Here is a 13,988-nt window from a genome sequence, read left to right on the forward strand (position 1 = left end):
AGCGATGGCCGTGCCTCATTCAAGGCTTCTGGTATTTCAGGACGAACTCGTCGATCGGCACCGGCGCCTTGAAGACGGGAATGTCCCTGGGGTCCTCCGCATGATGCAGGAAATCGCCCTCGGCGACCAGCTTGAAACCGGCGGCCTCGATCTCCTGCTTCAGGGTGCTCTCCTCGATCCGGTGCAGCGTCTTGGCGACGCTGGTGCCTTCGCCCGGCTTGGCCGAGTGGTCCGCGATCACGAGATAGCCGCCGGGCTTGAGCGCGGCGAACATCTTCTTGTTCATCGCGGCGCGATCGACCGGCAGATAGCTGATGTCGTGATAAAAAAAGAAGAAGGTGATCATGTCGAGGTCCTTGACGTCGGGCGGGATCGGATCGTCATAGTCCCGCACCACATGGACGACGTTCTTCATCGCAGGCGATTTTGCGCGGTCGTCGAACTTGTCCTTGACGAAGCGCTCGAGCACGCTGGCCGAATCCTGCGCGTAGACCTTGCCTGACGGGGCTACGGTGCGCGCCAGGAGTTCGGTGCTGTAGCCGGCGCTTGCCGCCATGTCGAGGATGGTCATGCCCGGCTTGACGCCGGCAAAGGCCAGCATCTTGGCCGGCTCGCGGCGCTTGTCGACCTGGCGATCCGCGTCGCTGCGATCGGGAGCGGCGACGATCGTCGCGTAATCGGGACTGGCGGCGTCTTCCGCGCGGACTGTGGGCATTGTGAGCAGCGTAGCGGACGCGAGCGCAGCGCAGGCGGCTGCGCGGAGGATCAATCTGTTCATGAAATAACCCCGGTTTTTCGTTGGCCCAGAACATAGCAGGGCGGCCGTGACAGTTCACCGCTTCAACGACGGCGACGACGTGATCGTGATCGGCCGTTAGCAGCGCGTCGCGTCGCCGGGCCCCGAGGAAATGCGCTGTTGCGTTGCACGGCGAGCCGTGGCTAGCATCGTTAGTTAGGGCCGAACTCACGAAGCCGAAATACGAAACGACGGGGAGCCAGATATGACGACGCAACCGACGCCAAAAGGGATGTCAAAGGGGACGCCCAAAGGCGCGTGGACCATCACCTTCCTCCTGTTCCTGTTCATGGTGGTGAACTTTGCGGACAAGATCGTGGTTGGGCTGGCCGGCGTGCCGATCAGGAAGGAGATGGGCCTCACCCCGGAGCAGTTCGGCGATCTCGGCTCGTCCTTCTTCTATTTGTTCTCGATCTCGGCGATCGTGGTCGGTTTCATCGTCAACCGCATTGATACGCGCTGGGTGCTCTTGATTCTGGCGGTGATCTGGTCGCTCGCGCAATTTCCGATGATCGGCACCGTCAGCCTCACGACGCTCACGATCTGCCGAATCATCCTCGGCGCCGGCGAGGGGCCGGCCTTCTCGGTGGCCGCCCATGCCATCTACAAGTGGTTTCCGGACGAGAAGCGCACGCTGCCGACCGCGATCCTGTCGCAGGGCTCGGCGTTCGGCGTGATCCTCGCGGTGCCGGCGCTGAACTGGATCATCGTCAATCACAGCTGGCATCATGCCTTCGGCGCGCTCGGCATCGTCGGCCTGCTCTGGACCGTCGCCTGGTTCGTGCTCGGCAAAGAAGGGCCGTTGGTGTCGACGGCTGCCGTGGTCGCCGACGAGCAACGGATTCCCTACTGGAAGCTCTTGACGTCGCGCACCTTCATCGGCTGCGTGGTCGCGACCTTCGGCGCTTACTGGGCGCTATCGCTCGGGCTGACCTGGTTCACGTCCTTCATCATCGAGGGGCTTGGCTTCTCGCAGCAGCAGGCCGGCTTCGTCTCGATCCTGCCCTGGATCTTCGGCGCGACCATCGTGATCCTGACCGGCTGGATCTCGCAGCTGATGCTGGCGCGCGGCTTCACCACCCGTGGCGCGCGCGGCGTGCTCGGCGCAGCGCCGCTGGTCGCCGGCGGCTGCATTCTCGCAACGCTGCCCTATGCGCCCCAGGGCGGCCTGATGATCGCGCTGCTGGTGATCGGCTCCGGCCTTTGCGGCTCGATCTATGTGGTGTGCCCGCCGATGCTAGGCGAGTTCACGCCGGTATCGCAGCGCGGCGCCATCATTGCGATCTACGGCGCGCTGTACACGATCTCGGGTATCCTGGCGCCGATGGTGATGGGCAGTGTGATCCAGCGTGCGGCCACGCCGATGGCCGGTTACATGTCGGGCTTCACCATCAACGCTGCGATCATGGTGGGATCGGGGGTGCTGGGCTTGCTGCTACTGTGGCCGAACACCGAGCGCGCGCGCCTGACCGGAACGTCGCAGCCCGCACGGGTCATCAAGGGCGCGATGTCGCCGACGTAGAGGGGCGCTTCCACCCTCCAGGGGAGGGGGAAGCGGCCGCATCAAGATCGAGTGCTTGTAGCCCGGATGAAGGGCAGCGTAATCCGGGGCCGCGCTATCCGCGGATGGAGCTGTCCCGGATTGCGCTTCGCTGCATCCGGGTTACGGCTATGCGCTCAATTCAAACCCTGCGCGCCGCGCACCAGCCGGCCTGGGCGCGCACCGGTGGCTTTGCCTGCGCGCTGGGTCACGACGCCGGAGACGATGGTGGCGTCGTAGCCGTCGACCTGCTGCAACAGGCGGCGGCCGCCGACCGGCAGGTCGTAATGCACCTTCGGCGGATGCAGATGCAGCCGGTCGTAATCGATCACGTTGACGTCGGCCTTGAAGCCCGGCGCGATCACCCCCCGGTCGGTGAGGCCGACCGACAGTGCGGTCTTGCGCGACTGTGCCGCGATCACGAACGGGATCGAGAGCTTGTCGCCGCGGCTGCGGTCGCGCGTCCAGTGCGTCAGCAGATAGGTCGGGAAGCTGGCATCGCAGATGATGCCGCAATGCGCGCCGCCATCGGACAGGCCGGGCACGGCGCTCGGCTCGCGCAGCATCTCATGCACGGCATCGAGATTGCCGTCGGCATAATTCAGGAACGGCACGTAGAGCATGCCGCGGCCCTCGTCGGTCAGCATCGCGTCATAGGCGAGCTCTTCCGGCTGCCGGCCCTGGCGCCGCGCCTGCGGGCCGAGCGCGTTCTCCGGCGGCTGTTCATAGTCCGGCGGATTGCCCAAGAGGTACATCTTGTCGTAGTTCGGCCGGAAGAACAGCGGATCGTCGGTCGCCGTTGCGTTCTCGCTGAGGATCGCCGCGCGCACCTCGGGCCGCCGCAGATGTGCGAGCCGCTCGGCCAGCGGCAGCTTGGCGATCTCGCGGTAGCTCGGATGGGTCTGGAATGGGTTGCGCGACAATTCCAGCCCGAGCAACAGCCCGACCGGGCGCGCCGCGATCTGGGTCGTGATCGATAGACCTCGGGCGGCGGCTTCATTGATGGTGTCCATGGTCTGCCGCCAGCGCCGCGGCGCCTTGTCGGCCTGCGCGACCGAGAACGAGATCGGGCATTTGGTGTTCTCGGCGACCCGCAGCATCATCGGCAGGTCTTCGTGCACCGTGCTCTGGTCGAGCACGAATTGCAGCACGCTGCGGCCGACGCCATGCATCGCGCCGGCGATCGCGGTCAATTCGTCCTCGCCCGCCTTCAGCGTCGGCGTGTAGTCGCCGGTCGAGGTGCGGTGGTTGAGCGTGCGCGAGGTCGAGAAACCCAGCGCGCCCGCGCGCACCGCATCACCGGCGAGCGCCGCCATCTGCTGGTTGTCTTCAGCCGTTGCCGGATCGCGGCGCGCGCCGCGCTCGCCCATCACATAGACCCGCAGCGCCGCGTGCGGCAGCTGCGCGCCGATATCCATGTCGAAGCTGCGCTTCGACAGCCACTCCATGTAGTCGGGGAAGCTCTCCCACGCCCAGGGAATGCCGGCCGAAAGCACCGGCTCCGGAATATCCTCGACGCCTTCCATCAGCTGGATCAGCCTGTTGTGGTCGCTCGGCCGGCACGGCGCGAAGCCGACACCGCAATTGCCCATGATCGCCGTGGTGACGCCGTTCTGCGACGACGGCGTGATGTCCTGGCTCCAGGTCACCTGGCCATCGTAATGGGTGTGGACGTCGACGAAGCCGGGCGCGACGAGCTTGCCCTTGGCGTCGATCTCTTCCTTGCCTTTCGCCGTGACCTTGCCGACTTCGGTGATCTTGCCGCCGGAGATCGCGACATCGGCCTCATAGAGATCGCCGCCTTTGCCGTCGGCGATAGTGCCGCCGCGGATCACGAGGTCTGGGGTCGAGGTCATGGCGTTTCATCCCGAGGCTGTTCTTGGTTATGCGGCATCATCGGTGAGTCCTTGATGCTGTCAACCATCGCCGGTGAAGCTCTGGGATGCGCTGGCAGCGATTTTGCCAGCGAGAACGGGCGTTGCGCCCGGCGGAAATTTGTTCCGCCGGGCAAGCTGGCTGTACACCTATCGCGTGCCGAAGAAGGCGGTCTTTTGGGTCTCCTCGGCCTGCAGCCTGGCGCGCACCCGCATCAAATCCTTCCAGCCGATATAGCCGACCAGGCGCTGATCTTCGCGCGAGATCACAGGCAGATGCGAGACGTTGACCTGCATCAGGCGGTCGGCGAGCCGGTCGAGATATTCATCCGGGTAGGCGACGGTGATCTTGCTCCCCGCCAACAGCTGGCTGAGCGTCGCGGTGCGATGCTTGCCGGCGCGGCGCCAGCGCAGCACCGACGGCGGGTCGATTACGCCGAGCACGTGATGGTTGGCATCGACGACCGGGAAACTCGGATGACTGGTCTTCGGGCTGGTCAGGAAGGCTGCCGCGCCGTGCAGTGTCATGGTGTCGGCGACGCTCTCGACCGCCTTGGTCATGACGTCACGCACCCGCGTCAGCGCGAAGGGATCGACCCGGTACTCGCGCACCAGATGATGGCCGCGCCGCGCCACCTTCTCGGTCAGGATCGAGCGCCGCATCAAGAGCACCGTGACGCCATGCGCGCTGCAACAGGCCGCGATCAGCGGCAGCAGCACATGGGTATTGCCGGTGAGCTCGACCGCGAAGAAGGTCGCGGTCAACGGCGAACGCATCGTGCCGCCCATCGTCGCCGCCATCGCCAGCAGCGCCCAGAAGCCCGGGCTCGCGGCAGGAAGGTAGCCGCTCAGCGCGGTGCCCATCGCGCCGCCCATGATCAGCAGCGGCGCCAGCACACCGCCCGACGTGCCGGAGCCGAGCGCGACCGACCAGATGATCGCCTTGACTACGAGCAGCAGCAGCGCGGCTTTCAGCACCAGGTCGCCGTGCAGCATCGACGCGAGGTTATCGTAGCCGACACCGAGTGCCTGCGGCTCGATCAAGCCGCCAAGACCGACCACGAGGCCGCCGATCAGCGGCCACCACATCCAGTGGATCGGCAGCTTGAGGAAAAGATCCTCGCAGCCATAGACCAGCTGGGTGAGCACGCCCGACAGCAGACCGGACAGGATTCCGATCAGCATCCAGGCGCCGAGTTGCAGCACCGAGATGTCGACACCGCCGGTGAACGGGAATAGCGGCGCCGGCATGTGCAGGAAGGTGCGCCCGACCGCCGCCACCACGGCGGCGACGGTGACGGGAATGAAGCTGCGTGGGGTCCATTCGAACAGCAAGAGTTCGACCGCGAGCATGATCGCCGCGATCGGCGTTCCGAATACCGTGGTCATCCCCGCGGCGGCGCCCGCCACCAGCAGGGTCTTGCGCTCGTTGTCGGTGACGGGGAGCATCTGCGCGATCAGCGAGCCGATCGCGCCGCCGGTCATGATGATCGGGCCCTCGGCGCCGAACGGGCCGCCGGTGCCGATCGAGATCGCCGACGACAACGGTTTGAGGATCGCCACCTTGGGATCGAGCCGTGAGCGGCCCAGCAAAATGGCTTCGATGGCTTCCGGAATGCCGTGGCCGCGGATCTTCTCGCTGCCGAAGCGCGCCATCAGGCCGATGATCAGCGATCCCGCGACCGGGACCAGCACGGTCCACAGGCCAAGCGGCGAATCCTGCAATTTCAGGTCGGCAAAGCTGAACTTGCCGAAATAGGCGATGTTGGTGGCGAGCTTGATCAATTGCAGCAGGCCGGCACCGGCCAGCACGCCGGCGGCGGCGACGAACACGGCAATCGCCGAGATCACCACGACGCGCGGATCGGTCGTGAAATCGCTCAGCAGGTGGCTGGCCTTGTCGCTAATCTTGGTGCCGGTTTTGGCCGAGGCGCTCGATTTGGTGGAAATGACGCTCATTGGTGGCGTAAGGCTCGGGTGAAGTGGGATGCCGGCGTAATATCGCATTGCGATATAATTACAAGCGGGAGGGATCGAATGGCAGCGTTGAAAAGACCGCTAAAATCGCCGGCCGAGGCCCTGAACAAGACCCGGAGCAAGCCCCGAAAACGGGTTCCTAGCCAGGCCGATTACGAGGCGCTCTCGCAATTTCGCTATCTGATCCGCCGTTTTCTGGAGTTCAGCCAGGATGCCGCAAAGGCCGAGGGCCTGACGCCAAGGCAGCATCAGGCCTTGCTGGCGATCCGGGGCTATCCGGGTGGCGGCCCCGTCACGATCGGCGATCTGGCCGAGCGGCTGCGGCTTCGCCACCACACCACGGTCGAACTGGTCGATCGGCTCTCCGAGGCCGAACTGGTCGAACGCATGCTCGACCCCGCCGACCAGCGCCGCGTGCTGCTCAAATTGACCGCACGCGCGGCCGAGCATCTCGCTGAATTGTCAGCGGTTCATCTCGATGAGCTGTCGCGGATCGAGCCGCTGCTGAAGCAGGTGCTGTCGCGACGATCGGAATGAACGCACGAAACATTTCGCGCGCGAAGCAGTATTCGCTCTCGGCTGGCGCGGTCCGCTCACGTACAACTTCGCCGCGCGGATTTGGGCTACAAAGCCTGCCCAATGCACGCTGCCGCACAAAGGATGCCGCTTGTCTTTGTCGTAAAACCTTCATACACCGCACTGGGGGCGATATCATTGAATGAGCGGCAACCGGTCGTGATCGATGCGGGCACTGCCATTGCCGTCGGGCATGGCGATCAGGCGGAAGTCGAGCTCAAGCTGCTTGCGCCGCAAGGAAGCCTCGAAAAGCTGCGCGAGGCACCCTGCATCGTGCAGCATGCGCGCAATCGCGGCGCGTTTCACCGGCTCGAGACGGTGTATTACGACACGGCGGAACGGCTGCTGTTTCAGCACGGCATGTCGCTGCGCGTGCGGCATAGCGGCAAGACCTTCATCCAGACGCTGAAGCTTCCGCCCAATGCCGCGCAGCCTTTGATGCGCCGCCAATGGGAGGTGCAGGTTGAAGGCATCGTCCCCGATCTGAGGCGGTTTCCGGCCGACGAGGTCGGCGATCCCGTGGCGACGCTCGGCAACGACGCGCTGGTGCCGGTTTTCGCGACGAAAGTGCGCCGCCACGCCCGGCAGCTCGATCTGCCCGATGCATCGGTTGAAGTCGCATTCGACGAGGGAACCATCGAGGCCGATGCCCGCCAGGAGGTTCTGTCGGAAATCGAGCTTGAACTGAAGAGCGGCAATGCCGGCGTCCTGTTCGATTTGGGAACGCAGCTGCTCGACGCGGCGCCGCTGCAGATCGGCACGCGTAGCAAGGCGGAACGCGGCTATGCGCTCGCGTTTGATGTCGCGCCGTCGGCGGCGAAAGCCGAGTCGTCAGGCATCACCGCTGATCTTGTGGTCGACGACGTGATCGCGCGGCTGGTTGGCTCCTGCTGGCATCATCTCTTGAAGAATCATGCGGTGGCCGAGCAGGGGACGGATCCCGAAGGCGTGCACCAGATGCGGGTGGCGTTGCGGCGTCTACGGACGATCTGTGCGCTGTTCCGGCGCGATATTCCATCGCCGGCATTTCTGGCGCTCAACAGCGAAGCAAGATGGCTGATGCGGCAACTCGGCAAGGCCCGGGATTGGGACGTATTCGCCGAAACGACGATCACCCGCCTGGTCAGCGCGGTTCCGGATATCGACCTCGATGGCCTCCGCAAGGCGGTCGAGCAGCGGCAGAAGTCGAGCTACGGCGCCTTGCATGGCGTTCTGGCCGACCCCCGTTGCAGCCGCTTCCTGCTCTCGCTCGGGCAGCTGGTGGAGCGCCGCAGCTGGCGCAACGAGATCGACAGCGAAGCGCTGGCGATCCTGTCGCAACCGATGCCGGTGCTTGCCGATCGGATTCTGCAACGCTTGCATCGCAAGACGCTGAAGCGCGGTGCGGGCTTCCGGCAGCTCGACATCCATGCGCAGCACAATCTGCGGATCAACCTCAAGAAGTTGCGCTATGCGGCGGAGTTCTTCCTGCCGCTTTATGCCGCTCATGCTCCGGCGAAGCGCTACGTGAAGCGGCTCGCCCGGCTGCAGAACAGCCTCGGGCGGCTGTGCGACATCGGCAGCACGCGCGTGCTGCTCCACACCATCGCGCAGGACGACCAGCCTGCGCTTCATCTCGGCATCGGCGCGATGGCCGGCTGGCTGGCGCGCGATCAGATCGCGGTGACAAAAGCGCTGCGCAAGAGTTGGCGGCGCTTCAAGGCGACGCCGGTGTTCTGGGGGCGGTGAATTCTAACGAGACTGCGCCTGGACCGCCATCGGAGAGGCCTGCGGCTTGCGCTCGGTGACCAGCGCGAGCAGCACGGTCAGCACCATGAAGCCGACCGAGGCGCCGAACACCCAATGCGGCATGTGCTGGTCCATGATCCAGCCGAACAAGAGCGGACTGACGATGCCGCCGAAGTTGAAGCCGGTGGAGACGATGCCGAAGGCGCGGCCGGCGGCGCCGGGCGGTGCCGCGTTGCGCACCATCATGTCGCGCGAGGGCGCGATTACGCCGCCGAGGAATCCGGCGAGCCCCATCGCCAGCGTCAGCGCCACCGGCGGCAGGTTCACCAGCGCGATCAGCAGCACCAGCACGGCATTGACCGCGAAGCAGGCCGCGGCGAGCTGGCTGTGGCGATGGGTCCAGTCGGCGAGATAGCCGCCGGCGAGCACGCCCGCTGCGCTGGCGCCGAGGAACGCGGTCAGTGCGATGTTGGCGGTCGAGAACGATGCGTCGTAGCCGCCCATCAGTGCGACCACGCCGAAATTGTTGATGCCCGAGGTCGACAGGCTGAGCAGCGTAAAGAATGCGGTCAGCACCAGCAGTGCCGGCGTGATCACGCTGGCTTTCGGCGCCGCATCGTCCTTTGACTTGTTCTTGTTGGCGCCGGCATCGGGAATGCCGAGCACGATCAGGAACAGCGCCACCAGCGGGCCGACCGCGCCGGCGACGATCAGCGCGCCGAGGCCGCCCATCGAGGCGACCAGGGCCGCCATGATCGCAGGCGCCACTGCGCCGCCGAGGAAGCCGGCAAAGGTGTGGATCGAGAAGGCGCGGCCCATCCGCGCCTCGTCCATGTGGGCCGAGAGGATGGCGTAGTCGGCCGGATGGTAGACGCTGTTGGCAAGCCCGAGCAGCACCGCGCAAACGATCAGCGAGCTATAGCTGAGATGCAGGCCGAGCCCGATCAGCGCACAGCCGCCGACCGTCAATCCGATGAGCAGGATCTTGCGCGCGCCGATATGGTCGGCGAGATAGCCGATCGGCGCCTGGGTCAGGCCCGAGACCACCGCGAACACCGTCAGCGCCAGGCCGAGTTCGACATAGCCGACGCCGAGCTGCTGCTTCAGGAACGGGAACAGCATCGGCAGCACGAAGATGTGGAAATGACTGACCCAATGGGCGACCGAGATCCCGGTCAGCGTGCGCAGCGCGCTGTCGGCTTTCGCTTGCTGCGGTGCGGCCAGAATGTCGACCATATCAGTGACAACCCACTTTTTCCAAAGCCCGGCAGGGCCGGCCGAAAATAGAGGCTGGCCGCTAATTGTCCATGAACGCGGGCGCATGGCTGCCCCCGGCGCAGGCGTGCCGGATCGACACATGCGGCATTAAAGGCGGCGACAAAGTGCAGTGGCGCGGTGATGATCGGCCATGATCGACACCAAAAAACCGCTCCGCGTGCTGGTGTCGGAGGGCTCCAGCACCTCCGGCCGCGAGGCGATCACGATCCTGGGGCTGGCCGGCCATCATGTCGAGGTCTGCGATCCCTCGCGCTGGTGCCTGGCGCGCTATTCCCGCTTTGTCCGCAAATATCACCATTGTCCGCCGCTGCGGTCGGATCCGGCCGGCTATCTCGGCTTCGTCGAGCGCCTGTTGGCGTCGCAACATTTCGACGTGCTGCTGCCGACCCATGAACAGGGTTTTCTGTTCGCCCGCGCCGCGCCGCGGCTGACGTCGCATACCGGTCTCGCGCTGCCGGACTTCACCAGCTATCGCGCCGTGCACAGCAAGGCCGGCTTCAGCCGCCTGCTCGATCAGCTCGGCCTGCCGCAGCCGCCGACCCGGATTGTGAACTCGGCCGACGAGCTGCGCGACGGCCTGCGGTTTCCCTCCGTGGTCAAGACGTCGGTCGGCACGGCGAGCCGTGGCATCTGGTTCGTGCGCGACACCGGTGATCTCAACCGCGCGCTCTACGATCTCGACTCCGCCGGCGACTTTGCCGGCGAGGTGCTGGCGCAGGATCTCATCACCGGCACGGTCGAGAAGGCGCAGTCGGTCTTCTCGGGCGGTACGCTGATCGGCTTCCACGCTTACCGGCAGATCGCGGCCGGTGTCGGCGGCGGCGAGGCGATCAAGGAGAGCGTGAGCCGGCCGGCAATCCGCGCCGCGCTCGAGACCATCGGAGCGCATCTCGGCTGGCATGGCGCGCTCTCGGTCGACATCATCATGCCGCTCGACAGCGCGACGCCGCTGTTGATCGATTGCAATCCGCGGCTGGTCGAGCCTGTGAATGCGTACCGGTCGGGCACCGATCTGGTCGACCTGCTGCTGCGCGTCTCTCTCGATGAAGCGCCGACGCCGCTGGCCGAGAGCCGCGCCGGGGTGCGGACGCATCTGGCCATGCAGGCGCTGCTCGGCAGCGCATCGCGCGACGGCACGCGGCGCGACCTGATCCGGGAGTGCAGCCGCATCGCCGCGGGCGGAGGCCTCTACCGGGCAAGCACCGAGGAATTGACGCCGGTGCGGCTCGATTGGCTCAGCGCCGTGCCGCTGGCGATGACGACCGCGCTGCTGCTGGCCTCGCCGCCGATCGCCTCATCGCTGGCGCGCGGCGGCTTCGGCGCGCATCTGCTCGATCGCGGGAGTATTGCAAAGATCGAGAGCGAGGATTTCGGTTAGCTCCATCCCACGTCGTCCCGGGCAAGCGAAGCGCGACCCGGGACCCATAACCACCAGCGGTGATTGTTACGACGTGCCGGGACTACAGCGCGCTTCAACAATTCAATCCTGTGGTTGGGTCCCGGCTTTCGCCGGACGACGACGACATATATCGCTTATCCCTCACAACGGCTCGTCATCATTGCCGTAGCGGTCGAGTTTCGGCGTGGCGATGTCGCCATCCTCGTAATACTCGTCGTCCTGCTTTGATGCAGGCGGCGGAGGCACCTTAACCTTGTCGTCGGTCTTCTCGTTGATCTTGGCGCCGCCCTTACTCGTCTTTCCGGCCTTGGCCATGCGTTTCCCCTGCACGGGTCAAATCAGCTGCGGCAATTCTACTCCAGTTTGCGAGCGCTCGTCATGTGAGCAGACGACGTGACGGGGTCACATCCCGCCACACCCTCTCTTGTTTAAGCATGATCTTTTCGGAAAACCTGTCCTCACTTTTCCGGATCGTGCTCTCAAAACGTCGCGCCGGCCTTGACCATGTAGGTTCGGCCGGGCAGCGGATAGGCCGAGAAGCGGCCTTCCGTGAACGAGCTCGCGATGGCGTAGTCGTAGTACAGCGCGTTGAACAGGTTGTTGACGCTCAGCGACCAGAACAAGCGGTCGACTTGTCCGCTCAGCTTGATATCGGCAGTGGCGTTGCCGGGGATTTTGCTTTGGGTGTTGGCCTGGTCGTTGTCCATGATGCGCGAGCTCCAGGCCCGCGCGGTGGCATCGAACACCAGATAGTTCTGCCAGATGTTCCAGGTCACGCCGAGATTGCCGGTGCTGCGCGACACCAGCGGCACGTCGTTGCCGGCCCATATGCCTTCGCGAAATACCGCGCGGGTGATCGCCATGCCGCCGCGCAGGGTGACGGTGTCGCTGATCTTCAGCGAAGCACTGGTCTCGGAGCCGTAGCGGCGGGTGGGATCGAGGTTAACATTGTAGAACAGCACCGGATTGAAATGGATCTCGTTCTCGAGATCCATCAGATAGACGCTGGTCTGGATCTGGAAGCGAGCGGTCTTGACCCGGAAACCGCCCTCGACGTCCTGCGAGGTCTGGGTCTTGAGCTGAAAATTCTGCGGAATCGGGGCGAATGTCAGCGGATCGAAGGCCGGCCCCGATGCGACGCGCTCGTCGACATCGGGCGTGCGGAAGGCGCGCGCGGCGCGACCGAACGCCGAGAAGGTGTCGGTGAAACGATGCTCGACACCGACATGCAATGCGTACTGTGTCTCGTTGCTGTCGAGCGGTGCCGCCTGCGTGTCGAAAGCGAACGGCGCATTCGGATCGTAGCGATCGCGCGCCGAGACGTGGGTGTTCTGCACCCGCGCGCCGTAGGAGAAGTCGATGGTCGGCAGCAAGCCGAACGTGTGCTGCCAATAGCCGGCCACGCTCTGCTGCTCGATGTTGTAGACGTGGGTGGGATCGACGCCCTGATAGGCGCCGCGTGCCTCACGGAAGGTCGAATCGTAATAGTCGATGCCGGTCAGGATCGTGGATGGCATCCCCAGCATGACATTCTTGACGCTGAGCCGCGGCGTCAGAGACCAGGTGTGCAGCGCGGCGTCATTGTAGGTCGAGGCGAAGCTAATGGTCGGCACGGTGCCGAAGAAGCCGCTCTGCGTCTCGCGCTGCCGCCAGCCGCCGTCGACGATCAGGTCGACGCCGTTCACCAGCGTTCTGGTGAAGCCGGTGGTGACGCTCGCGGTCTGCTGGTTGGCATAGTCGAACGGCGTCGCCGCACCGCGACGATCACTCAGCAACTCGTTGACGCCGATCGACGGATCGACCAGCCGTCCGCCGGGCAGGCCGAGCTTCTGGTCGCTGCCGGTGACGGTGACGAAGGCGGTGAGATCCGGCGTGGTGTAGTTGACGTTGCCGACGGCGTTGCGCTGGTCGAGCGCATTGTTGACGCGGTAGCCGTCGGATTTGATGCCGTTGCCATGGAACGAGGTCGACCACGGTCCCGAATCCAGCGCGGCGGAGACCGCGGCCATCCGGGTGTTGAACGAGCCAACTCCGGCCTCGGTGCGCATCGTGGCCGGCGGACCGCCGGCGCCGGCCTTGGTGATGATATTGACCACGCCGCCCACCGCGTTGTCGCCGTACAGCACCGCGCCGCTGTTGCCTCTGACGATCTCGATCCGTTCGATCGAATCGAGCGGGATCGTGGTGAGATCGAAGCCGGCTTTGTCGACGTCGTTGAGGCGGCGGCCGTTGAGCAGGAACAGGGTGTTGTCGGTCGCGAATGCGCCGAAGCCACGCAGGTCGACCGAGGTCTTGGCGCCGTTCGGCCCGCCATAGAGCGATTGCAGCTGCACGCCCGGCACCTGCGCCAGGATTTCCGGCAGCGACTGCGACGGCGAATGCGCGATGTCGTCGGCGGTGATCACGGTCGAGGAGGAGCCGACGACCCCGGCAAACTGGCGGCCGCCGCTGCTGCCGCCGGTCCCCGTGGCCGAGCCGGCTCCAGCCGAGTTCGATCCGGCGCCGCTGCCCGCGTTGCTGCTCTGCGTGGTGCCCGGCGCCGGGCGGCGTGGGGCCGGGGTCTCGTCAGCGGGCGGTTTGGCGCGGGTAACGTTCTGGTCGCCGGATCGGCTGACTTCGATCGTGGGCAGCTGATCGGGAGCGGGCGCCTGCTGCGCCCGCGCAGTTGAGAGGACGATCGTCGGCAAGATGATCGTCGACGCGAGCAGAAGCGCGCGGTGCCGGTCGGGTGGGAAGGAAAACATAGGCGAGACCTCGGTAACGTCAGTGGCACGTCACCGCGAAGCAGTCTCACCATGTGCTTGCAGCATCAGGTGAAGC

The 13,988-nt window shown here is 65.3% G+C and carries 10 protein-coding genes; 4 read left to right on the forward strand and 6 right to left on the reverse strand.

Features of this window, described 5'->3' with window-relative positions:
• Positions 1-19: 19 nt before the first annotated feature.
• A complete protein-coding gene (locus tag ACVMB0_RS10030; protein ID WP_461346112.1) occupies positions 20-715 on the reverse strand; it encodes a class I SAM-dependent methyltransferase in 696 nt (231 codons plus the stop codon).
• Between the two features lie 286 nt (positions 716-1,001).
• On the opposite strand from ACVMB0_RS10030, the gene ACVMB0_RS10035 reads away from it, so the two are divergent.
• Complete coding sequence (locus ACVMB0_RS10035) at positions 1,002-2,318, forward strand: MFS transporter (protein ID WP_456750954.1); 1,317 nt, start codon at positions 1,002-1,004, stop codon at positions 2,316-2,318.
• Positions 2,319-2,473: 155 nt separating this feature from the next.
• Here the strand turns inward: ACVMB0_RS10035 and ACVMB0_RS10040 are convergent, their stop codons facing one another.
• Positions 2,474-4,192, reverse strand: a complete 1,719-nt coding sequence (locus ACVMB0_RS10040) for an N-acyl-D-amino-acid deacylase family protein (RefSeq protein WP_461346113.1) — start codon at positions 4,190-4,192, stop codon at positions 2,474-2,476.
• 168 nt (positions 4,193-4,360) lie between these two features.
• Complete coding sequence (locus ACVMB0_RS10045; protein ID WP_461346114.1) at positions 4,361-6,169, reverse strand: chloride channel protein; 1,809 nt, start codon at positions 6,167-6,169, stop codon at positions 4,361-4,363.
• A gap of 78 nt (positions 6,170-6,247) precedes the next feature.
• Here ACVMB0_RS10045 and ACVMB0_RS10050 point away from each other — a divergent pair, with 78 nt between their 5' ends.
• Both ACVMB0_RS10050 and ACVMB0_RS10055 read left to right on the forward strand, forming a co-directional pair.
• On the forward strand, positions 6,248-6,724 hold the full coding sequence (locus tag ACVMB0_RS10050) for a MarR family winged helix-turn-helix transcriptional regulator (protein WP_461346115.1): 477 nt from the start codon (positions 6,248-6,250) through the stop codon (positions 6,722-6,724).
• A 177-nt stretch (positions 6,725-6,901) separates the two neighbouring features.
• Positions 6,902-8,491 carry a CYTH and CHAD domain-containing protein gene (locus ACVMB0_RS10055; protein WP_461346116.1) on the forward strand — a complete coding sequence of 530 codons (1,590 nt, stop codon included), beginning with the start codon at positions 6,902-6,904 and terminating at the stop codon, positions 8,489-8,491.
• 3 nt (positions 8,492-8,494) lie between these two features.
• On the opposite strand, the gene ACVMB0_RS10060 is transcribed toward ACVMB0_RS10055, so the two are convergent.
• Positions 8,495-9,727 carry an MFS transporter gene (locus ACVMB0_RS10060; RefSeq protein ID WP_461346117.1) on the reverse strand — a complete coding sequence of 411 codons (1,233 nt, stop codon included), beginning with the start codon at positions 9,725-9,727 and terminating at the stop codon, positions 8,495-8,497.
• Between the two features lie 172 nt (positions 9,728-9,899).
• Between ACVMB0_RS10060 and ACVMB0_RS10065 the strand changes: the two genes are divergently transcribed.
• Positions 9,900-11,147 carry a hypothetical protein gene (locus ACVMB0_RS10065; protein ID WP_461346118.1) on the forward strand — a complete coding sequence of 416 codons (1,248 nt, stop codon included), beginning with the start codon at positions 9,900-9,902 and terminating at the stop codon, positions 11,145-11,147.
• Between the two features lie 162 nt (positions 11,148-11,309).
• Here the strand turns inward: ACVMB0_RS10065 and ACVMB0_RS10070 are convergent, their stop codons facing one another.
• Both ACVMB0_RS10070 and ACVMB0_RS10075 read right to left on the reverse strand, forming a co-directional pair.
• Positions 11,310-11,483 (reverse strand): hypothetical protein, encoded by a 174-nt coding sequence (locus tag ACVMB0_RS10070; RefSeq protein WP_456750949.1) that lies wholly within the window; start codon positions 11,481-11,483, stop codon positions 11,310-11,312.
• Between the two features lie 164 nt (positions 11,484-11,647).
• The gene (locus ACVMB0_RS10075; RefSeq protein WP_461346119.1) at positions 11,648-13,912 is read right to left on the reverse strand and encodes a TonB-dependent receptor; all 2,265 of its coding nucleotides are present in this window, start codon (positions 13,910-13,912) and stop codon (positions 11,648-11,650) included.
• Between the last annotated feature and the right edge of the window lie 76 nt (positions 13,913-13,988).

The organism is Bradyrhizobium sp. USDA 4451 (genome assembly GCF_054822585.1).